The 25,302-nt window shown below is 41.7% G+C and carries 19 protein-coding genes, 1 tRNA gene, 2 pseudogenes and 1 riboswitch; of the genes and pseudogenes, 18 read left to right on the forward strand and 4 right to left on the reverse strand.

Annotation, left to right across the window (positions count from 1 at the left end; all coding sequences use genetic code 11):
* Nucleotides 1–123: 123 nt before the first annotated feature.
* Entirely contained in the window at nt 124–1,455 is a 1,332-nt protein-coding gene (locus HMPREF0850_RS05710; RefSeq protein ID WP_000390050.1) for a hemolysin family protein, read from the forward strand.
* A 137-nt stretch (nt 1,456–1,592) separates the two neighbouring features.
* Here the strand turns inward: HMPREF0850_RS05710 and HMPREF0850_RS05715 are convergent.
* Nucleotides 1,593–1,663, reverse strand: a tRNA-Cys gene (locus HMPREF0850_RS05715).
* 304 nt (nt 1,664–1,967) lie between these two features.
* Between HMPREF0850_RS05715 and HMPREF0850_RS05720 the strand changes: the two genes are divergently transcribed.
* The 5 genes and pseudogenes from HMPREF0850_RS05720 to HMPREF0850_RS05740 all read left to right on the forward strand — a co-directional run bounded on the left by HMPREF0850_RS05720 (nt 1,968) and on the right by HMPREF0850_RS05740 (nt 8,441).
* Complete coding sequence (locus tag HMPREF0850_RS05720) at nt 1,968–3,947, forward strand: peptide ABC transporter substrate-binding protein (RefSeq protein ID WP_000749717.1); 1,980 nt, start codon at nt 1,968–1,970, stop codon at nt 3,945–3,947.
* Between the two features lie 66 nt (nt 3,948–4,013).
* Nucleotides 4,014–5,510: an ABC transporter permease gene (locus HMPREF0850_RS05725; RefSeq protein WP_000759921.1), complete on the forward strand. Its 1,497-nt coding sequence runs from the start codon at nt 4,014–4,016 to the stop codon at nt 5,508–5,510.
* The gene (oppC, locus tag HMPREF0850_RS05730) at nt 5,510–6,436 is read left to right on the forward strand and encodes an oligopeptide ABC transporter permease OppC (protein WP_000103934.1); all 927 of its coding nucleotides are present in this window, start codon (nt 5,510–5,512) and stop codon (nt 6,434–6,436) included. The genes HMPREF0850_RS05725 and oppC overlap by 1 nt, the downstream gene beginning before the upstream one ends.
* Nucleotides 6,437–6,444: 8 nt before the next feature.
* A complete protein-coding gene (locus HMPREF0850_RS05735) occupies nt 6,445–7,512 on the forward strand; it encodes an ABC transporter ATP-binding protein (RefSeq protein ID WP_000159698.1) in 1,068 nt (355 codons plus the stop codon).
* Between the two features lie 10 nt (nt 7,513–7,522).
* Nucleotides 7,523–8,441: pseudogene (locus HMPREF0850_RS05740) on the forward strand (ATP-binding cassette domain-containing protein).
* 87 nt (nt 8,442–8,528) lie between these two features.
* Here HMPREF0850_RS05740 and HMPREF0850_RS05745 read toward each other — a convergent pair.
* Together HMPREF0850_RS05745 and trkA are read right to left on the reverse strand one after the other, a co-directional pair.
* Nucleotides 8,529–9,968 carry a TrkH family potassium uptake protein gene (locus HMPREF0850_RS05745; protein WP_001043427.1) on the reverse strand — a complete coding sequence of 480 codons (1,440 nt, stop codon included), beginning with the start codon at nt 9,966–9,968 and terminating at the stop codon, nt 8,529–8,531.
* A 3-nt stretch (nt 9,969–9,971) separates the two neighbouring features.
* On the reverse strand, nt 9,972–11,321 hold the full coding sequence (trkA, locus tag HMPREF0850_RS05750; protein WP_000706817.1) for a Trk system potassium transporter TrkA: 1,350 nt from the start codon (nt 11,319–11,321) through the stop codon (nt 9,972–9,974).
* A 401-nt stretch (nt 11,322–11,722) separates the two neighbouring features.
* Between trkA and HMPREF0850_RS05755 the strand changes: the two genes are divergently transcribed.
* The 11 genes from HMPREF0850_RS05755 (at nt 11,723) to rpsI (ending at nt 22,062) form a co-directional block, all read left to right on the forward strand.
* Nucleotides 11,723–12,226, forward strand: a complete 504-nt coding sequence (locus tag HMPREF0850_RS05755) for a tRNA (cytidine(34)-2'-O)-methyltransferase (RefSeq protein WP_000181358.1) — start codon at nt 11,723–11,725, stop codon at nt 12,224–12,226.
* Nucleotides 12,227–12,266: 40 nt separating this feature from the next.
* A riboswitch (FMN riboswitch) is annotated at nt 12,267–12,501 on the forward strand.
* 152 nt (nt 12,502–12,653) lie between these two features.
* Nucleotides 12,654–13,217, forward strand: a complete 564-nt coding sequence (locus HMPREF0850_RS05760) for an ECF transporter S component (RefSeq protein WP_000185842.1) — start codon at nt 12,654–12,656, stop codon at nt 13,215–13,217.
* Nucleotides 13,207–13,857 (forward strand): phosphatase PAP2 family protein, encoded by a 651-nt coding sequence (locus HMPREF0850_RS05765; protein ID WP_009013867.1) that lies wholly within the window; start codon nt 13,207–13,209, stop codon nt 13,855–13,857. Before HMPREF0850_RS05760 ends, HMPREF0850_RS05765 begins: the two co-directional genes overlap by 11 nt.
* A gap of 27 nt (nt 13,858–13,884) precedes the next feature.
* Complete coding sequence (locus HMPREF0850_RS05770; RefSeq protein WP_000867349.1) at nt 13,885–14,304, forward strand: hypothetical protein; 420 nt, start codon at nt 13,885–13,887, stop codon at nt 14,302–14,304.
* 311 nt (nt 14,305–14,615) lie between these two features.
* A complete protein-coding gene (pheS, locus tag HMPREF0850_RS05775; RefSeq protein ID WP_000103739.1) occupies nt 14,616–15,662 on the forward strand; it encodes a phenylalanine--tRNA ligase subunit alpha in 1,047 nt (348 codons plus the stop codon).
* Nucleotides 15,662–16,171 (forward strand): GNAT family N-acetyltransferase, encoded by a 510-nt coding sequence (locus HMPREF0850_RS05780; RefSeq protein WP_000619932.1) that lies wholly within the window; start codon nt 15,662–15,664, stop codon nt 16,169–16,171. The genes pheS and HMPREF0850_RS05780 overlap by 1 nt, the downstream gene beginning before the upstream one ends.
* A 76-nt stretch (nt 16,172–16,247) precedes the next feature.
* Entirely contained in the window at nt 16,248–18,653 is a 2,406-nt protein-coding gene (pheT, locus tag HMPREF0850_RS05785; protein WP_000961518.1) for a phenylalanine--tRNA ligase subunit beta, read from the forward strand.
* 251 nt (nt 18,654–18,904) lie between these two features.
* Nucleotides 18,905–19,798: an ABC transporter ATP-binding protein gene (locus HMPREF0850_RS05790; protein WP_000895267.1), complete on the forward strand. Its 894-nt coding sequence runs from the start codon at nt 18,905–18,907 to the stop codon at nt 19,796–19,798.
* Nucleotides 19,795–20,994 carry an ABC transporter permease gene (locus HMPREF0850_RS05795; protein WP_001245396.1) on the forward strand — a complete coding sequence of 400 codons (1,200 nt, stop codon included), beginning with the start codon at nt 19,795–19,797 and terminating at the stop codon, nt 20,992–20,994. Before HMPREF0850_RS05790 ends, HMPREF0850_RS05795 begins: the two co-directional genes overlap by 4 nt.
* A 210-nt stretch (nt 20,995–21,204) precedes the next feature.
* Nucleotides 21,205–21,651, forward strand: coding sequence for a 50S ribosomal protein L13 (gene rplM / locus HMPREF0850_RS05800; protein WP_001044624.1), 447 nt, complete (start codon nt 21,205–21,207; stop codon nt 21,649–21,651).
* Between the two features lie 18 nt (nt 21,652–21,669).
* Nucleotides 21,670–22,062, forward strand: coding sequence for a 30S ribosomal protein S9 (gene rpsI, locus HMPREF0850_RS05805; protein WP_000075969.1), 393 nt, complete (start codon nt 21,670–21,672; stop codon nt 22,060–22,062).
* A gap of 98 nt (nt 22,063–22,160) precedes the next feature.
* On the opposite strand, the pseudogene HMPREF0850_RS0103170 reads toward rpsI, so the two are convergent.
* Nucleotides 22,161–23,162, reverse strand: a pseudogene (locus HMPREF0850_RS0103170) (site-specific integrase); the annotation flags it as partial.
* Between the two features lie 100 nt (nt 23,163–23,262).
* Between HMPREF0850_RS0103170 and HMPREF0850_RS05810 the strand changes: the two are divergent.
* Nucleotides 23,263–25,293 carry an RHS repeat-associated core domain-containing protein gene (locus HMPREF0850_RS05810; protein ID WP_000102042.1) on the forward strand — a complete coding sequence of 677 codons (2,031 nt, stop codon included), beginning with the start codon at nt 23,263–23,265 and terminating at the stop codon, nt 25,291–25,293.
* Nucleotides 25,294–25,302: the final 9 nt, after the last annotated feature.

A 25,302-nucleotide genomic window follows, 5' to 3' on the forward strand; every position in this document is an offset into this window, starting at 1 on the left:
ACAAAAATCGCTCCTTTGTTTATCATACGATAAGGGAGCGATTGTATAAATTGGAAAATAATGTGATTCCTACGCTAATTTGTGATATAATGGAACACAAGATACTATTTTAGGAGAAGGACTATGGAAGACCCGAGCAGTCAGAATTTGTTGCTACAGTTTGTACTTTTAGTTGTATTGACCTTTTTAAATGCCTTTTTCTCAGCTACAGAAATGGCTATGGTGTCACTAAATCGTGCCCGAGTAGAGCAAAAAGCAGAAGAAGGAGATAAACGTTATATCCGTTTGTTAAAGGTACTTGAAAACCCTAATCACTTTTTATCAACGATTCAAGTCGGTATCACCTTAATCACGATCTTGTCAGGGGCCAAATTGGCGGATACCCTTGGACAAGTGATCGCATCTTGGATGGGAAGCGGAGAGACGGCTTACGCCATTGCAAGTTTCCTCTCTTTGGCATTCTTGACCTATATCTCCATTGTTTTTGGTGAGCTCTATCCTAAGCGGATTGCCCTCAATCTGAAAGATGCTTTGGCGATTCGAACAGCACCAATTATTATTGGTCTTGGAAAGATTGTAAGTCCCTTTGTCTGGCTACTATCTGCTTCAACTAATTTGTTGAGTCGTGTGACCCCAATGACCTTTGATGATGCTGATGAAAAGATGACACGTGATGAAATAGAGTACATGCTCACCAATAGTGAAGAAACACTGGATGCAGATGAGATTGAAATGCTACAGGGGATCTTTTCTCTAGATGAACTAATGGCTCGTGAGCTAATGGTGCCTCGTACAGACGCCTTTATGGTAGATATTCAGGATGACAGTAAGGCGATTATCGAAAGTATTTTGAAGCAAAATTTCTCACGTATTCCTGTTTATGATGGGGATAAGGACAATGTCATCGGTTTGATTCATACCAAGCGCTTGCTAAACGCTGCCTATGCGGATGGTTTTGAAAATATTGTCTGGAAACGAATCCTCCAAACGCCACTATTTGTGCCTGAAACTATCTTTGTGGATGATCTCCTTAAAGAGCTTCGAAATACCCAAAATCAAATGGCTATCTTACTAGACGAATACGGTGGTATGGCTGGTTTGGTAACTTTGGAAGACCTCCTGGAGGAAATCGTCGGCGAAATTGATGACGAAACGGACAGAGCAGAAATCGAAGTCCATCAAATCGGTGAGGATACCTATATTGCACAAGGAACCATGAATCTTAATGACTTCAACGACTATTTTGGCGTTGAACTAGAAAGCGACGATGTGGATACTATCGCCGGTTATTATTTGACGGGTGTTGGTACGATCCCAACAACTGAAAAAATCAGTTATGAACTGGTCAGTCAAAACAAGCAGGTTATCTTGACCAATGATAAGGTGAAAAATGGACGTGTTACCAAGGTAAAAGTTCAAATCACCGAAATAGAACCCGAAGAAGAAACCGAGTAAAACAGTGATTTTCGTCACTGTTTTTTATTCGTCCCAAAAGATTTTCAAAGTTGTCCTTATTTGTCCGAAGAAAAAAACAAAAAAGCCCGATTTACGGGCTTTTCATTCGGTTAATTCCTGTTATTTCAGGTATTGAAAGGCGGTAGACGGATTTGAACCGACGATCAAGCTTTTGCAGAGCCGTGCCTTACCACTTGGCTATACCGCCTCAACGTTTAATATTATACCTTGAAAATGATTCTACGTCAATAGTTTCTTAATCGAAAATCCAATTTAGAAGATTGCCCTTTCTGATTGGATGGAAAAATGGGGAGAGAAAATCTGAAAATCAGGCTTTATAGAGCCTTAACTTCCCTTTTGATTCTATAGATAGCAAACAAAGAATAGAAAAATTTGATAAATGAAAGTTTTTTGTGGTTACACGCCTAAATATTCTGAAAATTCGTTTACTTTTTGAGAAATCTATGGTATAATTGGCAATAAGCCTAAATTTTTTAAGAGGAGTTACATACATGAAAAAAAGTAGAGTATTTGTTACAGCAGGGATTGCTTTGCTGGCAACTGGCGTTCTCGCTGCTTGTGGTTCTTCAAAATCATCTGATTCAACAGCTCCAAAATCCTATGGTTATGTTTATTCAGCTGACCCAGAAACATTGGATTACCTCATTTCAGGGAAACAAAGTACCAAAATTGCCACTTCAAATGGTATCGATGGTCTCTTTACAAATGATAAATATGGGAATTTGACTCCTGCAGTTGCAGAAGACTGGTCAGTCTCAAAAGATGGGTTGACTTATACCTACAAGATTCGTAAAGGTGTCAAATGGATGACATCAGATGGCGAAGAGTATGCTGAAGTGACAGCGAAAGACTTCGTAAATGGCTTGAAACACGCAGCTGATAACAAGTCTGAAGCACTTTATCTAGCAGAAGATTCAGTTAAAGGTCTAGCTGACTATAAAGCTGGAAACAATAAAGACTTTTCTTCAGTAGGTGTAAAGGCAGTTGATGATTATACTCTTGAGTATACTTTGAACAAACCTGAACCATACTGGAACTCTAAGATGGCTTATTCAATCTTCTGGCCATTGAACGAAGAATTTGAAAAATCAAAAGGATCTGACTTTGCTAAAGCGACTGACCCTACATCATTGCTTTACAATGGACCATTCTTGCTGAAAGGTTTGACTGCTAAGTCTTCTATCGAGTTCGCTAAAAATGAACAATACTGGGATAAAGACAATGTTCATCTTGATAAAGTAACACTTGCTTACTATGATGGTTCAGACCAAGAGTCTATTGAACGTAACTTTACAAGTGGAGCTTATAGCTATGCCCGTCTTTACCCAACAAGTTCAAACTACTCTAAAGTAGAAGAAACCTACAAGGAAAATATCTTCTACACCCCATCAGGACCTGGTATTGGTGGTTTGGGTGTGAATATTGACCGTCAAGGTTACAAATACACTTCTAAGACAACTGATGAAGAGAAGACTTCTACTAAGAAGGCCCTTCTTAACAAAGACTTCCGTCAGGCCTTGAACTTTGCCTTTGACCGTACTTCTTACTCAGCACAAATCAATGGTAAAGAAGGTGCTCCTCGTGCCGTTCGTAACCTCTTTGTAAAACCTGACTTCGTCTCTGCTGGTGAAAAAACTTTCGGTGACTTGGTAACTGAAAAGATGGCTGCTTACGGTGATGAGTGGAAGAATGTAAACTTTGCAGATGGTCAAGATGGACTTTTCAACGCCGATAAAGCCAAAGCCGAATTTGCCAAAGCCAAAACAGCATTGGAAGCAGAAGGTGTGAAATTCCCTATCCACTTGGATATCCCAGTAGACCAAACTGCTAAAAACTATATCGCACGTATCCAATCCTTCAAACAATCCGTTGAAACAGTGCTTGGTGAAGGCAATGTAGTCATCGATATCCAACAAGTTTCTAAAGATGAGTTTACTAATATTACCTACTATGCGGCGAATGCAGCAGCAGAAGACTGGGATCTCTCAGGTGGCGTTGGATGGAACCCAGACTATGAAGATCCATCAACTTACCTTGATATCTTGAAAACAACGAATGCTGAACAAACAAAAACATACATGGGTTACGAAGGTGCAGATAATGCTGCAGCAGCTCAAGTTGGTTTGAAAGAATACGATAAGCTAGTTGATGAAGCTGCTAAAGAAACAAGCGACTTGAATGTTCGTTATGAAAAATACGCGGCTGCTCAAGCTTGGTTGACAGATAGCTCACTCATCTTGCCAGCTATGTCATCAACTGGTGCTGCACCATTCATTTCTCGTGTTGTGCCATTCACAGCATCATACAGTCAATCTGGAGATAAGGGCTCAGACGTATACTTCAAGTATATTCAGTTACAAGATAAGGTTGTAACAAAAGCTGACTATGAACAAGCTCGTGAAAAATGGCTCAAAGAGAAAAAAGAATCAAACGAAAAAGTTCAAAAAGAATTGGCTAATCACGTTAAATAAATAACTCTCAAGAGAACTTTCTCTCCATGAGGAGAAGGTTCTTTTGGGATTTTAAAAGGAAACGATATGAAGAAATATATTTTTATGCGTGTATTGCGTTCATTGGTGTCTATCTTCTTGGTGACAACCTTGACCTACACGATTATCTATACGATGGTTCCTCGAAAACTGATTTTCAAGCAGGATACCAACTATAACAAGATTGCAACGACGCCAGATAAACGGGATAACTATGAAAATACCGTTTATGAGCGGATGGGCTATATCGAGTACTACGATACCAAGGAGTTGCAAGAAAAAGCGAGCACAATGGACTCATCTGTAACAGTAGATGCCAATGATACAAATAAGGCAATCTACGAAAAATACATCAACCAACTAGGTAATGGTTGGACACTCGGTGTATTCTCAGAAAGTGGTCAATTCTATGCCACGCGTGAAATTCCAATTTTTGAACGTGTTTTCAAATTCTACTCGAACTTGCTCGACATTGATCATACAAACAAGATTCAAGACCCTGAAAATCCAAACTTGGAACGTTATCTTCGTTTTGAAAATGACCCTGCTATCGGTTGGTCATTGGTTGGTTCAGGTACAAAACATAAATATCTTTTGTATTTCAACAATCAATTTCCATTTGTACACCAAAACTTTGTGAACATTAACTTGGGAGACTCTTACCCAACTTATGCAAACACACCAGTGCTTCAAGTTATCACGCAGGGGCAAGGACAAACCAAGACATCAGAAGTTCAATTCCCTACGGGTAAAAAGACTTCCTCTGTAGATATTTACTCTCGTACCTACAAGTCACCAAGTCAAGCAGATGCGCGTGAGGTAGCTAACTATGGTAAAGACGATCCATATACAGCTACAGAAAGCAATTATCAATATCCATCAATGATTGCAAGCTCGGCTGTTGCTGGTTTGATCGGTTTGGTTATTTCTTATGCGATTGCCATTCCTCTTGGATCTGCTATGGCTCGCCACAAGAATACTTGGATTGATAGCTTCTCGACAGGTGCTCTAACCTTCTTGCTTGCCCTTCCAACGATCGCTTTGGTTTACATCGTGCGCTTGATTGGATCATCTATTGGTCTGCCTGACTCATTTCCTATCTTGGGGGCTGGAGATTGGCGTTCCTACGTCTTGCCAGCAGTCATTCTAGGTCTATTGGGTGCGCCAAGTACAGCTATCTGGATCCGTCGTTACATGATCGACTTGCAATCTCAGGACTTCGTACGTTTTGCTCGTGCCAAAGGTTTGTCTGAAAAAGAAATTTCAAATAAACACATCTTTAAAAATGCCATGGTTCCTTTGGTTTCAGGTATTCCTGGTGCCGTAATCGGAGTTATTGGTGGTGCAACATTGACAGAAACGGTCTTCGCCTTCCCAGGTATGGGTAAAATGTTGATTGACTCTGTTAAGGCATCAAACAACTCAATGGTAGTTGGTCTCGTCTTCATCTTCACATGTATTTCTATCTTCTCACTCTTTGTAGGAGATATCTGGATGACCATGCTTGACCCACGTATTAAATTGACAGAGAAAGGAGGCAAATAATGTCAACAATCGGAAAAGAAAAATTTCAGTTCGTAAAACGTGACGATTTTGCCTCTGAAACAATTGATGCTCCTGCCTATTCATACTGGGGTTCTGTATTTAGACAGTTTCTAAAGAAAAAATCAACAGTCTTTATGCTAGGAATTTTGGTTGCCATTATCTTGATGAGCTTTATTTACCCAATGTTCTCAGATTTTGACTTCAACGATGTAAGTAAGGTCAATGACTTCTCTGCTCGTTTTATCAAGCCCAATGCTGAGCATTGGTTTGGTACAGATAGCAATGGTAAATCCTTGTTTGACGGGGTTTGGTTTGGGGCGCGTAACTCTATCCTCATCTCTGTCATTGCCACTTTTATCAACCTTGTGATTGGGGTTATTGTTGGTGGAATTTGGGGAATTTCAAAATCCGTTGACCGCGTCATGATGGAAGTTTATAACATTATTTCAAACATTCCATCTCTCTTGATTGTCATTGTCTTGACTTACTCAATTGGTGCTGGTTTCTGGAATTTGATTTTTGCCATGAGTGTGACAACTTGGATTGGGATTGCTTATATGATTCGTATCCAAATCATGCGTTACCGTGACTTGGAATACAACCTTGCTTCTCAAACACTTGGAACACCAACCTTTAAAATCATCGTTAAAAACATCATGCCACAATTGGTATCCGTTATTGTTTCTACGATGACCTTGATGTTGCCAAGCTTCATCTCTTATGAAGCCTTCCTTTCCTTCTTTGGATTGGGATTACCTGTAACAGTGCCAAGTTTGGGACGTTTGATCTCAGATTACTCACAAAACGTTACGACCAACGCTTACTTGTTCTGGATTCCGTTGACAACCTTGATCTTGGTATCCCTATCTCTTTTCGTTGTTGGTCAAAACCTAGCGGACGCTAGTGATCCACGTACACATAGATAGGAGTAGACATGACAAAAGAAAATAATGTAATTTTGACTGCTCGTGATATTGTCGTGGAATTTGACGTTCGTGACAAAGTTCTGACGGCTATCCGAGGAGTTTCTCTGGACCTGATTGAGGGAGAAGTTCTTGCATTGGTAGGTGAGTCTGGTTCTGGTAAATCTGTTTTAACAAAAACCTTTACAGGGATGTTAGAAGACAATGGACGTATTGCCCAAGGAAGTATCGACTATCGTGGACAAGACTTGACTGCTCTTACTTCTAACAAGGAATGGGAGAAGATTCGTGGTGCTAAAATTGCGACCATCTTCCAAGACCCTATGACAAGTTTGGACCCAATCAATACAATCGGTAGCCAAATCACTGAAGTTATTGTTAAACATCAAGGGAAAACAGCTAAGGAAGCCAAAGAGATGGCAATCGACTATATGAACAAGGTCGGAATTCCAGACGCTGAAAAACGTTTTGACGAGTATCCTTTCCAATATTCTGGAGGGATGCGCCAACGTATCGTTATTGCAATTGCCCTTGCCTGTCGTCCAGATATCTTGATCTGTGACGAGCCAACAACGGCCCTTGACGTTACCATTCAAGCGCAAATCATTGATTTGCTTAAAACCTTGCAAAATGAGTACCACTTTACCATTATCTTTATCACCCATGACCTTGGTGTGGTAGCAAGTATTGCCGATAAGGTAGCGGTTATGTATGCTGGTGAAATTGTAGAATACGGTACTGTTGAGGAAGTCTTCTACGATCCACGTCATCCATATACTTGGAGTCTCTTGTCTAGCTTGCCTCAGCTTGCTGATGATAAAGGAGAATTGTACTCTATCCCGGGAACACCACCGTCTCTTTATACTGAGTTGAAAGGTGATGCTTTTGCCCTTCGTTCAGATTATGCGATGCAAATTGATTTTGAAGAGAAGGCACCTAAGTTTTCAGTCACTGATACCCACTGGGCTAAGACTTGGTTGCTTCATGAGAATGCTCCTAAAGTTGAAAAACCTGGAGTCATTGCAGATTTGCATGACAAGATTCGTGATAAAATGGGCTTTGCTCATCTAGAAGACTAGGAGGAAGGAAATGTCTGAAAAATTAGTAGAAATTAAAGATTTAGAAATTTCCTTCGGTGAAGGAAGTAAGAAGTTTGTCGCGGTTAAAAACGCCAACTTCTTTATCAACAAGGGAGAAACTTTCTCTCTTGTAGGTGAGTCTGGTAGTGGGAAAACAACCATTGGTCGTGCCATTATTGGTTTAAATAATACCAGTAAAGGAGAGATTATCTTTGATGGCCAGAAAATTAATGGCAAAAAATCTCACAAGGAATCCTCAGACTTGATTCGTCGTATCCAGATGATTTTTCAGGACCCTGCAGCAAGCTTGAATGAGCGTGCGACGGTTGACTATATCATCTCTGAAGGTCTTTACAACTACCACTTGTTTAAAGACGAAGAAGATCGAAAAGAAAAAGTTCAAAAGATGATCCATGAAGTTGGACTTTTGAAAGAACACTTGACCCGTTATCCACACGAGTTTTCTGGTGGTCAACGTCAGCGTATCGGGATTGCCCGTGCCCTTGTGATGGAACCTGATTTTGTCATTGCAGATGAGCCAATTTCAGCCTTGGACGTATCAGTGCGTGCGCAAGTTTTGAACTTGCTCAAGAAGTTCCAAAAAGAGTTGGGCTTGACTTATCTCTTTATCGCGCATGACTTGTCAGTTGTTCGCTTTATCTCGGACCGTATCGCAGTTATTTATAAGGGAGTTATCGTCGAAGTGGCGGAGACAGAGGAGTTGTTTAACAATCCTGTCCACCCCTACACTCAAGCGCTTCTATCTGCTGTACCGATTCCAGATCCAATCTTGGAACGCAAGAAGGTCTTGAAAGTTTACGATCCTGACCAACATGACTATGAGATCTATGGTAGAAATTCGTCCAGGTCACTATGTTTGGGCTAACCAAGCGGAAGTTGCTCGATACAAAGAAGCTCTTAAAAAATAAACCGATTAGGAGAGGACCGAAAGGTCTTCTCGTTTTTAATAGAAAAATCCCCTTCTACTAGCTTGTAAAAGGGGATTTGTATTATAATTAGCGTTTAGACCAAGTGCGTTTCATAAAGAGTAGTAAAATTGGGTAAATCTCTAAGCGGCCTGCAATCATTGCAAAGGAGAGCAGGATTTTAGAGATGGGACTAAAGATGGCAAAACTAGAGGTTGTACCTAGAATAGGTCCGATATTGTTAAAACAGCTGAAGACAGCACTGGTCACGACTAGAAAATCATTACTATCAAGACTGACGATAAAGATGAGAGAGAGTATAATCATCACGTAGATGGCAAAATATTTAAGAATCTTGTGCTGGGTATCCTTGTCAATCACAGTTTTGTTGACATGTAGAGTCAAGACACGGTGAGGGGATAAGATGGACAAAATCTGATTTTTAGCAATTTTTGAGAGGATGAGTCCTCTGATCACTTTGAGACCACCTGCAGTTGAGCCAGCTGATCCACCGATTCCCATGAGGAAGAGGAGGATAAACTGGGAGAAGAGAGGCCAGTTGGTAATATCTCCGTAACCAAAACCTGTTGTCGTGATGATATTGGAAACCTGGAAGAAGGCCATTTCAACACTCTTAGAGACACCTTGGTAGAGGTGGAGGGTGTTGAGGGTAATCAAGCCTGTAGACACTAGGACAATAATCACATAAGCCCGCAGTTCTTCATCTCCAAAGAAAGCCTTAACTCGGCGGAGCATGAGGTAGTAGTAGAGATTGAAGTTAACCCCAAAAACCAGAACACCGATACTAACTAGATAGGTGATGAGTGAGCTACCGTAGTGGGCAATTCCGTCGTTATAGACGGTAAAGCCCCCAGTTCCTGCTGTTCCCATAGCGATGACAAAACTATCATAGAGAGGCATGCCTGCTAGATAGTAGATGACCACAAAAAGGGAGAAGAGAGCTAGATAAAGCAGATAGAGGATCTGGGCAGTGTTTTTTAGTTTGGATACGACCTTGCCAAAGACAGGTCCAGGAACCTCAGCCTTCATCACCTCTAAGTGACTATTTTTGGCATTATCCATAATGGCAAGTGCAAAGACGAGCACCCCCATCCCTCCAATCAAGTGGGTAAAACTTCGCCAGAAGAGGAGGGAGCGACTGAGAACTGAAACATCGTTCAGAATAGTTGCTCCTGTAGTTGTAAAACCAGAACTGATTTCAAAGAAGGCATCGATGATACTTGGGATTTGTCCTGAAAAGACAAAAGGGAGGCCACCAAAGAAAGACCATAGAATCCAACAGAGGGCAACAATTAAGACCCCTTCCTTGGCATAAATCCGTTGATTTTTCGGTTTCCGTAAAACGCCTAGACCACCGAGAAGGACTAAAATTCCAATCGTAGAGAAGAGAGCGATAAATACTTGACTGGATTCTTGGTAATAGATCGCTACACTAACAGGAACTAGGAGGAGAACAGCCTCAATCAAGAGAAGTTTTGAGAGGAGATAACGAATCATACTTTTATTCATTTTTTACCTCTCAATCAAATCATAAATCTTGGTGATATTTGGCAACAGGGTGGTTACCAGTAACTTGTCTCCCACCTCAAGCATATCCTCTCCAGTAGGGAAGATTGTTTTTCCTTTTCGGATAATGGCTGCGATGAGAACACCTTTTTTTAATTTTAGATGCGAAAGTGGTTTGGCAGTCATTTTATTAGCTTCCTTGATATGGAATTGCAGGGTTTCAATTTGACCATTTGCAAGATGGTGCATGGCTTGAAGATCTGAGTATTGGGCATTAACCCGACCTCGAATAAAGTGCATAATGGTATCCACTGCGATGATTTTGGGTGTGATGATACTTGAAAAATCAGGTGCATGGATAATTTCTAGGAGGCTGGTCCGGTTGACCTTGGTGATATTTTTCTGGACGCCAACACGGTCAAGAAACATAGAGGTGATGATGTTTTCCTCATCAACACCAGTTAAGGTTGCGACCGCATCGTAGCTAGGAGCACTTTCTTCCAGTAAGATGTCCTTAGCAGTTCCATCTCCTTGTACGATATAGAGATTTGGGAATTTTTCACTAAAGAAATGAGCTCTTTCAGGATTGATCTCGATAACCTTGGTATCGATGCGACTGTCTTTTAAAATGCCAAGTAGATAATAAGCAATTTTTCCAGCTCCAACGATAAGCAAACTTTTCACTGCACGCGATTTGAAATAGTTGTGGAAAAGCATCATATCTACACGATTTCCCGTAACAAAAATCCGATCCTTGTCCTGGATAGTAACATCACCACTTGGAATCATGAGTTGATGGTCTCTTTCCATAGCACAGACAATGATGTTGCCAAATTTTTTACGGAAGTCTGAGATTGGCATTTGACAAAGACCACTAGAATCTTTGATAACAAACTCCATCAGGCTGACCCGACCTCCAGCAAAACGCTCAACGGAGAGGGCGTTAGGGAAATCGATGATATTTGAGATGGCACGGGCTGCTAGGAGTTCTGGATTAACGATAAGTGAAAATCCAAGAATATTTTTCTCCTTAAAATAGGCATTAGAGTATTCAGGATTTCGCACCCGAACGATGGTTTCTTTAGCGCCCATTTTTTTAGCAAGTACCGCTGAAATCATATTCACTTCATCGTATTCAGTTAGAGCGATAAAGATATCACACTCTTGGACGCCGGCTTGCTCCAGGATGGCAAAGTCAGCACCATTTCCAAGGAGTCCCATGATATCAAAGCGACTGACAATATGGTTAAGTACAGCTTCATTTTGCTCGATGAGGACAACGTCATGGTTTTCCGCAACTAGTGAACGACAGAGGGCAAAACCGACTTTCCCTCCACCAACAAGGACAATTTTCATATAAAAAACCTACTTTTTCATGATGTAACTATCATACCCTTTTTTATCAAAAAATGCACTTGCTAAGGCGATTTTTAGGGGAAGAAAGGCCTTTTTCAAGTTTTTGAAGCTACATTTGTTTAACTTCTATGACGATGTTTCCGATTTGAAGTGATTTGGCTCTTTTACTATACCTTTTCAGAAAGGGGATGACCAAACATGAAAATATCATTAAAAAAAGTAAAAAAATCAAGTCGTTTCTATTGACAATGATTCTGAAAGTGTTATACTAAGAAAGTAGTTTCGCTGATTTACTTCAAACCTGTTGTGAGGTAAGTTAACGATGCCTTAACCACGCTGTTTGCTGAGCTTGACTCCGGGCAGTGTGGCTATTTTTTTGCAATGATAAAAGGAAGCCAATTATGACAAATCACATTGTTTTATTTGAACCTCAGATTCCACAAAATACGGGCAACATCGCGCGTACTTGCGCTGCGACCAATTCTCCCCTCCACATCATCAAGCCAATGGGCTTTCCCATTGATGATCGCAAAATGAAGCGAGCTGGTTTGGATTATTGGGACAAGTTAGAGATTCATTTTTATGATAATTTGGCAGATTTCATGTCTCAGATGAAGGAAAAACTCTATCTGATTTCGAAATTTGCTGAGAAGGTGTACTCTGAGGCAGATTTATCGACTGACGAAGACCATTATTTTCTCTTCGGACGTGAAGACAAGGGTTTACCAGAGGATTTTATGAGAGAACATCCTGAGAAGGCTCTCCGTATTCCTATGAATGATGAGCATGTTCGCAGCCTCAATGTGTCTAATACCGTCTGCATGATTGTCTACGAAGCGCTCCGTCAGCAGAATTTTGCAGGTCTTGAGCTTGTTCACACCTATGAAGTGGATAAATTGAAATAAACAAAATGCTTGCACTTGCAAGCGTTTTTTGTTATGATTAGAGGGTCTTCAGGGCTGGGTGAAATTCCCGACCGGCGGTGACTTTAACTAGGAAATGATCTTTTCCTTTTATACTTTGTTGACAAGCTTTGCCTAATCAGAAGTTATGCCTACAGCTTGTCGCCTAGTCTAAAAGAAAAATCTCAATTTCCATTCTCTTAAAGAAGTCCGCGAGCGCAAGCTGATGTGGTGCGATTCCACAACCGACAGTATAGTCTGGATGGGAGAAGACGAAAGAATAGCCTTGTCTGTTCTGATTGGTTTATAGATAATTGCAACCGCTTGCTCAAAAGAGTGAGGGGGAACTTTTGGGATATAAAAAGTGAGAATAGATAGAGGGATCCTTTCCAACTTCTTCTGATTTTATAGAAAATTGGAGGAACCTGTTATGACAAACACACGTCGACTTTCGACCATTGCGATTTTATCAGCCATTTCATTTGTGCTGATGTACTTTGACTTTCCGCTCTTGCCAGCGGCGACCTTCCTCAAGATCGAGTTTAGTATCTTGCCAGTCCTTGTGGGCTTGGTGGTCATGGATTTGCCTGCTGCTCTAGGGATTCTCTTGCTACGATCACTCTTGAAGTTGCTTCTGAATAGCCAGGGAGTGAATACTTACATTGGCTTGCCAATGAATATTGTAGCTCTAGGAGTTTTTGTTATCGCCTTTGGTTTGATTTGGAAAAAGGAACGCAACACCCTTCGTTTCCTACTAGCATCTCTAGCGGGAACCATCGGATTGACTGCTGCTATGTTGGTTCTCAACTATGTTTATGCGGTTCCTTTGTACGCGCAATTTGCCAACTTTGATATTAGAGAAATTATAGGACTTTCTAACTACTTGATGACCATGGTTTTACCTTTTAACCTGATTGAAGGTTTAATCTTTGCCGTTTCATTCTGGTTGTTATACGTCCTCTTGAAACCAACCTTAAAACATTATGAGAGATAAACAAACATTTTTAATGAAGGGCAGTTTTGCCCTTTTACTTTTCGTCCTTCTTGGCTATATGGTTAAGTTTTACCCTGAAATGCTGGTCGGTTTTGACCAACCGATTCAGACTGTCCTTCGTGGGGACTTGCCAGATTATTTGACAGTTCTGTTCCGTGCCCTTACACATTTGATTGATATCCCGGTAATCATCACCTGGGTTGCCATTGCAGCCTTTATCTTTTATCGTAAGAAGTGGAAGATAGAAAGCTACTTCATGGCAGGTAATCTAGCCTTAGCCGGTTTTTTAATTGTGATCTTTAAAAATATCTACCAGCGCCCACGGCCAGCTATTTTACATCTGGTAGAGGAGAAGGGGCTTTCTTTTCCAAGTGGGCATTCTCTGGCTGTAACTTTGATGGTAGGCACTCTGATTGTTATTCTCAGTCAGCGGATTAAAGATCCAGTCTGGAGAAAAATTGTGCAAATTGTCCTTGGCTTCTACCTAGTCAGTGTGCTTCTATCTCGGGTCTATCTGGGGGTTCACTATCCATCTGATGTTCTTGCCAGTTTCTGTGTGGGCTTGGGAGTCCTGTTTATCGAATTTCCTTTCTATGACAAGCTTCGCTTCCAATGGCGATTTAAAGGCAAGCAGAAGTGAGTATCGAATTCCCTTGAGGAGAAAGAAATGAAAGTCAATATAACAGATCTCCATCCGACTCAACTATACTTATCAGAAAAGAAGTTACAAGATATCCAGATACTTTATCAGTCGGTAGAAATAATCAATGTTGCTCCAATCAGTGTTCTTGCATTCGGAGACTGCTTGTTGATTACAGACGGGCATCACAGGGCTTATCAGGCTTTATTGGCAGGTCGGGATACGATTTCTGCTGAGTGGGATAGAGATGGTGGCGATGAACTGTATCATCTCTATGCGCAAGCTTGCGAGGAAAGGAAGATTTACTCTGTTTTGGATTTAAAAGACCGTATCCTAGCTCAAGATGAGTATGAAACAAAATGGTATAACTGGTGTGATGATTTTAATCAAGCAGCAACTCTTTTATTGAAAAGGAAAGCAGGTGAAACAGATCCTACAAATAGGTAGTGCATTGTGTCTTGTTCCTTTTTATATTGAAATTAGTCTAATCTAACTTGTTTTTTAACTAAAAATCTGATAAACTAAGTAGTAATTGAATAGGAATCCGCAAGACTAGTAACTCAAGGGAAGTATATCAGGGAGGAGAGCCGTGACTGCAAGCTCTCTATATGAAAGCTGGGTGAATTCACTTGCACATGGATTTGAAAATGAAGGTCTGACTTGTCAGATGAAAACGGATGGTACCGCGTGTCAACGCTCCGAGTGGAGTTTTTGGCATGTGGTTTTCTTTTTATCTACAAGAGACTGATGGAGGAATTATGTCAACTATTGAAGAACAATTAAAAGCGCTTCGCGAAGAAACGCTGGCTAGCTTGAAGCAGATTACTGCTGAAAATGAAAAAGAGATGCAAGACTTGCGTGTCTCTGTCCTTGGTAAAAAAGGGTCGCTTACGGAAATCCTCAAAGGGATGAAAGATGTCTCTGCTGAGATGCGTCCAATCATCGGGAAACACGTCAATGAAGCGCGTGATATCTTGACAGCGGCCTTTGAAGAAACAGCTAAGCTCTTGGAAGAAAAGAAAGTCGCAGCTCAACTGGCTAGCGAGAGTATCGATGTGACACTTCCAGGTCGCCCAGTTGCGACAGGTCACCGTCACGTTTTGACACAAACCAGTGAAGAAATCGAAGATATTTTCATCGGGATGGGTTACCAAGTCGTGGATGGTTTTGAAGTGGAGCAAGACTACTATAACTTCGAGCGTATGAACCTCCCAAAAGATCACCCAGCTCGCGATATGCAGGATACTTTCTATATCACAGAAGAAATCTTGCTCCGTACCCACACGTCTCCAGTTCAGGCGCGTGCCATGGATGCTCATGATTTTTCAAAAGGTCCTTTGAAAATGATCTCACCAGGGCGTGTTTTCCGTCGTGATACGGACGATGCGACCCACAGTCACCAATTCCACCAAATCGAAGGTTTGGTTGTTGGGAAAAACATCTCTATGGCAGATCTTCAAGGAACCCTTCAGTTGATTGTCCAAAAAATGTTCGGTGAAGAGCGTCAAATTCGTTTGCGCCCATCTTATTTCCCATTCACAGAGCCATCTGTCGAGGTGGATGTTTCTTGCTTCAAGTGTGGTGGAGAAGGCTGTAACGTATGTAAGAAAACAGGTTGGATCGAAATCATGGGTGCTGGTATGGTTCACCCACGTGTCCTTGAAATGAGTGGAATCGATGCGACGGTTTACTCTGGATTTGCTTTTGGTCTTGGACAAGAGCGCGTAGCCATGCTTCGTTACGGAATCAATGATATCCGTGGGTTCTACCAAGGCGATGTCCGCTTCTCAGAACAGTTTAAATAATGATTAGAAAAGTAGAAAAGGCAGATATTGGGATGTTGTCCAAAATTGCCAAACAAACCTTTCGTGAAACATTTGCTCATGATAATACGGAAGAGCAGTTACAGGAATACTTTGAAAAGACTTATAGTCTGAGAGTTTTGTCAACTGAGTTGGAAAATCCAGATTCCGAAACCTATTTCATTATGCATGAAGAGGAGATAGCTGGTTTTCTCAAAGTCAACTGGGGAAGTGCTCAGACTGAGAGAAAATTAGAGGATGCTTTTGAAATTCAACGCCTCTATGTGCTACAAAAATTCCAAGGATTTGGACTAGGTAAGCAACTGTTTGAATTCGCTCTTGAACTTGCTACAAAAAATAGTTTTTCCTGGGCTTGGTTAGGTGTTTGGGAGCATAATACAAAAGCTCAAGCGTTTTATAACCGATATGGTTTTGAAAAATTTAGCCAACATAGTTTTATGGTTGGTCAAAAAGTAGATACAGATTGGTTACTGAAAAAGAAATTAAGGTAAGAAGAGAATTCTTCTATTGAAATGATAGGAAAGGAAAAGAACTAGAGTGGCAACTGTCATTCTGGAGAACTAAATTATGCTTGTATCTTATAAATGGTTAAAAGAATTGGTGGACATTGATGTGCCATCACAAGAGTTGGCTGAAAAAATGTCAACCACAGGAATAGAGGTCGAAGGTGTCGAATCACCAGCTGCTGGTCTCTCAAAAATTGTCGTCGGTGAGGTCTTGTCCTGCGAAGATGTGCCAGAAACTCACTTGCATGTCTGTCAGGTTAACGTTGGCGAAGAAGAAGCCCGTCAAATCGTCTGTGGTGCCCCAAATGTGCGTGCTGGTATCAAGGTCATGGTGGCACTTCCGGGAGCTCGTATCGCTGACAATTACAAGATCAAAAAAGGGAAAATTCGCGGCTTGGAGTCTCTAGGAATGATTTGCTCACTTGGTGAATTAGGTATTTCTGACTCAGTTGTACCAAAGGAATTCGCAGATGGTATCCAAATCTTGCCAGAAGATGCTGTTCCTGGGGATGAAGTCTTTTCTTACCTAGACTTGGATGATGAAATCATCGAACTTTCTATCACTCCAAACCGTGCAGACGCTCTTTCTATGCGTGGAGTAGCTCATGAAGTAGCAGCCATCTATGACAAGGCCGTTAACTTTAAAGAATTTACTCTAACAGAAACAAATGAAGTTGCATCAGACGCTCTTTCTGTAGGGATTGAAACAGACAAGGCACCATACTATGCAGCCCGTATCTTGGACAATGTGACCATCGCACCAAGTCCGCAATGGTTGCAAAACCTCCTCATGAACGAAGGCATCCGTCCAATCAATAACGTAGTCGACGTGACAAACTACATCCTGCTTTACTTTGGTCAACCTATGCATGCCTTTGACTTGGATACCTTTGAAGGGACTGACATCCGTGTACGTGAAGCGCGTGCTGGTGAAAAATTGGTGACCTTGGACGGTGAAGAACGCGAGTTGGAAACAAATGACTTAGTCATCACTGTTGCAGACAAGCCAGTAGCTCTTGCAGGTGTCATGGGTGGTCAAGAAACCGAAATCTCTGAAAAATCTAGTTGTGTCGTCCTTGAAGCAGCTGTCTTCAATGGCAAATCGATTCGTAAGACTAGCGGACGCCTCAACCTTCGTTCGGAATCATCTTCTCGCTTTGAAAAAGGCATCAATGTGGCAACTGTTAACGAAGCCCTTGATGCGGCAGCTAGCATGATTGCTGAGCTTGCAGGTGCGACGGTGCGTAAGGGCATCGTTTCAGCAGGCCAGCTTGATACTTCAGATGTGGAAGTTTCTTCGACTCTTGCTGATGTTAACCGTGTCCTTGGTACGGAGCTTTCATACACTGATGTCGAAGATGTCTTCCGTCGTCTTGGCTTTGGCCTTTCTGGCAATGCAGAATCATTTACAGTCAGCGTACCACGTCGTCGTTGGGATATCACCATCGAAGCTGACCTCTTTGAAGAAATCGCTCGTATCTATGGTTACGATCGTTTGCCAACTAGTCTTCCGAAAGATGACGGTACAGCTGGTGAATTGACTGCGACACAAAAACTTCGCCGTCAAGTTCGTACCATCGCCGAAGGAGCAGGATTGACAGAAATCATCACCTACGCTCTAACAACGCCTGAAAAAGCGGTTGAGTTCACAGCTCAACCAAGCAAGCTGACAGAACTCATGTGGCCAATGACTGTGGACCGTTCAGTTCTCCGTCAAAATATGATTTCAGGTATCCTTGATACGGTGGCTTATAATGTGGCTCGTAAGAATAAAAACTTGGCCCTTTACGAGATTGGAAAAGTCTTTGAACAAATAGGTAATCCAAAAGAAGAACTTCCAAATGAAATCAACAGCTTTGCCTTTGCCTTGACAGGCTTGGTGGCTGAAAAAGATTTCCAAACAGCAGCAGTTCCAGTTGATTTCTTCTATGCTAAGGGAATCCTAGAAGCATTATTTACTCGCTTGGGGCTAGAAGTGACCTATACAGCAACAGCTGAGATTGCTAGTCTTCACCCAGGTCGTACAGCTGTGATTTCACTTGGTGACCAAGTTCTTGGTTTCCTTGGGCAAGTGCATCCAGTCACTGCTAAGGCTTATGATATTCCAGAAACGTATGTAGCGGAGCTCAATCTTTCAGCCATCGAAGCTGCCCTTCAACCAGCTGCTCCATTTGTGGAAATCACCAAATTCCCAGCAGTCAGTCGTGACGTGGCCCTACTCCTCAAGGCAGAAGTGACTCACCAAGAAGTTGTAGATGCTATCCAAGCTGCAGGCGTGAAACGTTTGACAGATATCAAACTCTTTGACGTCTTCTCAGGTGAAAAACTGGGACTTGGAATGAAGTCAATGGCCTATAGCTTGACCTTCCAAAATCCAGAAGATAGCTTAACAGACGAAGAAGTCGCACGCTACATGGAAAAAATCCAAGCATCACTCGAAGAAAAAGTGAATGCAGAAGTACGTTAACTCATCAATCCATCCTTCGGGGTGGATTTTTGCTTTTCAAAATGACAATTCAGGATCAAAAATGGACAATTGAGGAGTAAGAGCACCTGTATGCACTTTAATGGGCTATAATTGTTCTATCACTTGGGTACTCAAAATCCTTAGAGAGTTTAGTTTTTAAGGAAGGATGAACAAGATAAAAATGTACATAAATCCTTGTAAAGGCTATCAAAAAGGAGTATAATAAGTGCAACATATTTCGGAGGTGGAAAATGCTAGAAGTAAGAAATCTAGAGAAAAGTTTCGGTTCCAAGCAAGTCTTGTTTGGTGTCGATTTTCAGGCAAGTCCAGGACGAATTTTGGGACTGGTAGGGAAAAATGGTGCTGGGAAAACAACGATTTTCCACAGTATGTTGAAATTTTTGGACTATCAAGGAGAGATCATTCTGGATGGGCAGGAGATTCGTCAGGAGACCTACGCTCGGATTGGCTATCTGCCTGAGGAACGCAGCCTTATGCCTAAATTGACAGTCCTTGAGCAAGTTCGCTACTTGGCGACTCTAAAGGGCATGGATGCTAAGGAAGTCAAGGAAAAACTCCCTCAATGGATGGAAAAATTGGAAGTGAAGGGCAAATTGACCGACAAAATCAAGAGCCTCTCCAAAGGGAATCAGCAGAAAATTCAGCTGATTATCACCCTGATCCATGAGCCTGACTTGATTATCTTGGATGAACCTTTTAGTGGTTTGGATCCAGTCAATACTGAGTTGCTCAAACAGGTCATCTTGAAAGAGAAAGAGCGCGGTGCAATCATTATCTTTTCTGACCATGTTATGACTAATGTCGAGGAGCTTTGCGATGATATCCTGATGATTCGAGATGGGCGTGTAGTCTTGCATGGACCGGTCCAAGAAGTTCGCAATCAATACGGGAAAACGCGTCTCTTTGTTTCAAGTGAACGAAGTAAGGAAGAATTGGAAAATCTTCCTCATGTCAAACAGGTGAGCTTGACCAAGCAAGGTAGTTGGAAATTGATCCTCGATGACGAGAGCGCTGGAAGGGAACTCTTCCCAATCCTGACTCAAGGTCAATATATCGCGACCTTTGACCAACAAGCTCCAACAATCGATGAAATCTTTAAACTAGAATCAGGGGTGGAAGTATGAGAAATATGTGGGTTGTAATGAAGGAAACCTATCTTCGACATGTCAAGTCGTGGAGTTTCTTCTTTATGGTGATTTCGCCGTTCCTCTTTTTAGCCTTATCTGTAGGAATCGGTTATCTCCAAGGGTCTTCTATGGCCAAGAATAGCAAGATAGCAGTAGTGACAACGGTGCCATCTGTGGAAGAAGGGCTCAAGGGTACCAATGGTATCAACTTTGATTACAAGGATGAAACCAGTGCCCAGGCTGCTATCAAGGATGAGAAAATCAAGGGTTATCTAACCATTGACCAAGAGGACAGTGTCCTCAAAGCCGTCTATCATGGTGAAACCTCTCTTGAAAGTGGCATCAAACTAGCAGTAACCAATAAGTTAAATGAACTGCAATACCAACTCAATCGCTCAGCAGCCAATTTGTCTCAGGAACAGGAAAAACGCCTGAGTCAAACCGTTGATTTTACTGAGAAGATTGATGAATCCAAGGAAAACAAAAAAATTGTTCAAACCATTGCGGCCGCAGGGCTTGGTTTCTTCCTTTATATGATTTTGATTACCTATGCTAGCGTCACTGCTCAAGAAGTGGCTAGCGAGAAAGGAACCAAAATCATGGAGGTGGTCTTCTCTAGTATCCGAGCTAGTCATTATTTCTACGCTCGCATGTTGGCTCTGCTTCTTGTGATTTTGACTCATATTGGCATTTACGTCGTGGGTGGACTTGCTGCCATTCTGCTCTTTAAAGACATCCCTATCTTGGCACAATCTGGGATTTTAAATCATCTAGGAGAGGCCTTCTCGCTCAATACCTTATTGTTTGTCTTGGTTAGTCTCTTTATGTACGTTGTTTTAGCAGCCTTCCTAGGATCTATGGTTTCTCGCCCTGAGGATTCAGGAAAGGCCTTGTCGCCATTGATGATCTTGATTATAGCAGGATTTGTCGGTGTGACTTCTCTAGGTGCTGCCGGGGACAATTTAGTTCTGAAAATTGGTTCCTACATTCCTTTCATTTCGACCTTCTTTATGCCGTTTAGAGCTATAAATGGTTATGCAAGTGGTCTGGAAGCTTGGATTTCTCTTGCCATAACGGTTGCTTTTGCAGTCACTGCGACAGTCTTTATCGGACGTATGTATGCCAGCCTAGTCCTTCAAACAGATGATTTGGGAATCTGGAAAACCTTTAAACGTGCCTTAGCTTACAAATAGGAGAGCCTCGCGAAAGCGAGGTTTTTCTAGATGTTAAACAGCGAAATCGGTAAAAATATTTTACATATCTATTGACTTTTAGTAGTAAAATTTGGTATGATAGTAGACGGTATTGTTTACCCCATTTGTAAGGCCCCGGAACCTTTCAAATACCCCGCGGACCGGAACATCCGCCCTGTAAACAAAAACGATATTCATATAGGAGAAATCATGAACAAAACTACATTCATGGCTAAACCAGGCCAAGTAGAACGCAAATGGTACGTTGTTGACGCAACTGATGTACCTCTTGGACGCCTTTCAGCAGTTGTTGCTAGCGTACTTCGCGGAAAAAACAAACCAACATTCACACCACACACTGATACAGGTGACTTCGTAATCGTTATCAATGCTGAAAAAGTTAAATTGACTGGTAAAAAAGCAACTGATAAGATCTACTACACTCACTCAAACCACCCAGGTGGATTGAAACAAATCTCTGCTGGTGAACTTCGTTCTAAAAATGCAGTACGTTTGATCGAAAAATCAGTTAAAGGTATGCTCCCACACAATACTCTTGGCCGCGCTCAAGGTATGAAATTGAAAGTATTCGTTGGAGCTGAGCACACTCACGCTGCACAACAACCAGAAGTTCTTGATATTTCAGGACTTATCTAAGGAAAGGAACAATAAAGTATGTCACAAGCACAATATGCAGGTACTGGACGTCGTAAAAACGCTGTTGCACGCGTTCGCCTTGTTCCAGGAACTGGTAAAATCACTGTTAACAAAAAAGATGTTGAAGAGTACATCCCACACGCTGACCTTCGTCTCGTTATCAACCAACCATTCGCAGTTACTTCAACTGTAGGTTCATACGACGTTTTCGTTAACGTTGTAGGTGGTGGTTACGCTGGTCAAGCAGGAGCTATCCGTCACGGTATCGCTCGTGCCCTTCTTCAAGTAGACCCAGACTTCCGCGATTCATTGAAACGCGCAGGACTTCTTACACGTGACTCACGTAAAGTTGAACGTAAGAAACCAGGTCTTAAGAAAGCTCGTAAAGCATCACAATTCTCAAAACGTTAATCAATACGATTATATCAACGTTTCAAAGCACTTCATGGTTCATACCATGGAGTGCTTTTTTGATGATTTTTATCAAAATTCACCCCAAATTCACCCCATCATTTTTTTAGACTACGAAATGCAATCTTTCCGATAGCCATTGGAATAACATTCGAAGTATTGACATAAGTCTTTGTTGTAAGGGTATCACTATGCGTAAGTGCCTCTGAAATAGCTTCAAGTGAAGTTCCTGCTTGTTTAGCTAGAGTGGCGCCTGTGTGGCGTAATTTGTGAGGTGTAGCATGTGCCAGTTCCTTATGACGGTGTTTGACAGATTTCATTTTATTATTAAGATAATCAGAGTGTAGAGGGCTATTAATATTACCCTTCATATCGATATAAGTAAAGACATATTGTTCATCGGATTGGATAATACCAAATTTTGCCAGCTCAGTTTTTTGTTGCTTTTTCCAAGATTGGAGCAATTCAGTTAGTTCAATAGGGATTTGAAAAGTTGTTTTCTTGTTCCCTTTTGTAGATTTTACTTGTCCATATCTATCTAAAGCTTGAATTAGCTGAATCTGTTTTTTTGAAAGATCGATATATTTCCATTGAAGAGCATAGGTTTCTGATTTTCTATCTCCAAGGAAAAAAGTGAGATAAAATAGGATATAATCTTTAAGGGTTATTTTATCATTCTCTAAATCTTCTTGAAATGCTGAGAACCATTCTTGGAGTTGTTCATGAGTTAGATATAAATCTTCCTCTCTCTTTGCCTCTGCAAGTTGAATTTTTTTAGTGGCTTTTATTCTTCTTAATATTTTTGCAACTTTATTAGCTTCTATATACTCAAGTTCTTCTGCCCAATCAAAAATGGAAATCACATAGCTACGTAAAGATTTGAAGTTCGCATATTCATTAGCCTTAGATGTCATTAGATTTAGGATAACTTGCTTATTTTGATTTAGAAACTGTATCGTATAGTTTCCAAGAAGTGGTAGTATATGTTTTTCAAAATAGGTTTTGGTATTTGCAATTGTTGACCTGCTTGGTGGTTTAGCAGTAGAAGTAGTCTGACCTGCTTTGTAGGATTCCCACCAAACGTTTTTATAAAAGTATGATGGATTCGGCCATAAAATCGGTACTTCGAATGAAGAAGGTGGAACTTATAGCTACACTTATGATGGTGTAGGAAGCATCTGGCACAGTATCTTTGATGATGTGTCGACAGCCTACCGCCAGAAAGTGGCTAAGGACCGAGCGACCAAGGAGGGAATCGTCGTCACCCCACCAGAACTTGGGAACTTACCGGGTCAGGGAGAAGTGACCTATGCCAGTCAGATTCAGGATGTCCTGATCCCTTACACCACACGAGAGGACACCTACAACTACTACGAAGAACATAACTATGTCAATGATGTCAATCGTGAACATACAGAAGTCCTCGAAACCTATGACCATGATGGCAAGGCTCGTGAGACCTATAGCTATGGTCAGGGTCGAACCAGCTACCTCAACAACCAAACAGGTGACAGCTACAACTACTTGACCAACCAATCAGGTTCTGTGACAGGCTTGACCAAGGATGGACAAGCCGTCGCATCCAGTCGCTATCATCTCTATGGGGTAAGAAAGACAAGCACAGACACAACAGGTCAGCCATTTGCCTATAACGGTGAAGCCCGTGACGATACTGGACTTGACTATTTACGAGCAAGGTATTATGATAGTCAGGGAGGTACTTTCTTAACCGAGGATAGCTACCCAGGTGAGGACACAGATCCTCTCAGTCAGAACCGCTACAGCTATGTGCAGAACAACCCCGTCAACTATACAGACCCGAGTGGACACTTCTGGAACAGTATCAAAAAAGGCTGGAACTATGTTAAAAAGACGGCCTCTAATGCTTGGAATGGTGTAAAACGAGTTGCCTCTAATACCTGGAATACGGTGAAAAGAGTGGCCTCAAACACATGGAATGGTGTGAAGAGTTTCGCCTCCAAGGCTTGGAATGCGACCAAGAGTGCCTTCAACCACGCGACTAACTGGGTCAGCACCCAATTCAATCGCGCATCGAATTGGGTTGGCAGACAGTGGAATAAGGTTCAAACGGCCTACAATAGTGCCAGTGACTATGTACAAACGAAATACCAGCAAGCAGCAGCACAGATAGAGGCCAAGCGCCAACAAGTGGTTCGGTCTGCCTATGCCCTGGCAACAGGCTTGAGCTCTTCCCCAACCATCCGAGAAGGTATGAATCTTCTTCGAAACTGGGGTACAGCCTTGCAGAATACCTTGAAACATGTCTGTACGACAGCTGAACGGATCAAGAATCAAGTCGTTGACTTCGTGAAAAATGTCGATTGGAAGAAGGTTGCCGTAACTGCGGGAGCTATCGGTGTCGGTATTGCTCTTACCGTAGCGACTGGAGGTCTTGGAGCTCCCGTAGCGATGGCTATCGGTGGTGCAGCCTCTGGAGCAATCATCTCAGGATATGATGCCTATAGTTCTGGCCAACGTGGTTGGGAATTGGTTGGTTCGATTGCCAAAGGAGCAGGAACGGGTGCAATCTCAGGTCTTATTGGCGGCCACTTGATGGGAGCAGGAGCTAGTCTAGCAACCAATGTGATCCAAAATATTGGCAATCAAGCAGTTCGACAAGTTGCCAAGATTGGAGTGGAATCTGCGGTTGAGACTGCGATTGACACAGGTATTGATTTGGCCACAGGAAATAAGATTACTGGTCAAACAGTCGCCATGAACTTTGCCTTTAACACCTTTACCAACGGAGCAGGTAGTGTGTCTCCTAAGAAGGCTCCTAAGGCTGATGTGGTGACGACGAAGCCTACGGGTGGACGTATACCAATGACAGTAGAGAATCTCCAAATGTTTGCGGAGAAGCCTAAAGTCAATTTAGTAACATCTAAAGATAATCATTTTAATAATTGGCTAAATAAGGGAGATTTTGATAATACTGTATACTTTGCAATGAAAAATAATGAGCCAGTATATACTGGTATTACTAAACAGTCATTGGAAAAGAGACAAAATCAGCATGTTAAAGCTGGCAAAGATATTGATATGTTAGTTCCTGTATATGATAATCTAACTAGAAATCAGGCAAGAGCACATGAACAGAATTTAATAGAAAATCCAATAGGTAACTCAAATAAATTGAATAAGATCAATAGCATTAGTCCAAAAAATAAATTTCATGATGAGGCTATTAAATGGGCTCAAAATAATAAATAGGAGGAGATT

This window comes from Streptococcus sp. M143 (assembly GCF_000162495.1).
In the GTDB taxonomy this organism is placed as follows: domain Bacteria; phylum Bacillota; class Bacilli; order Lactobacillales; family Streptococcaceae; genus Streptococcus; species Streptococcus dentisani.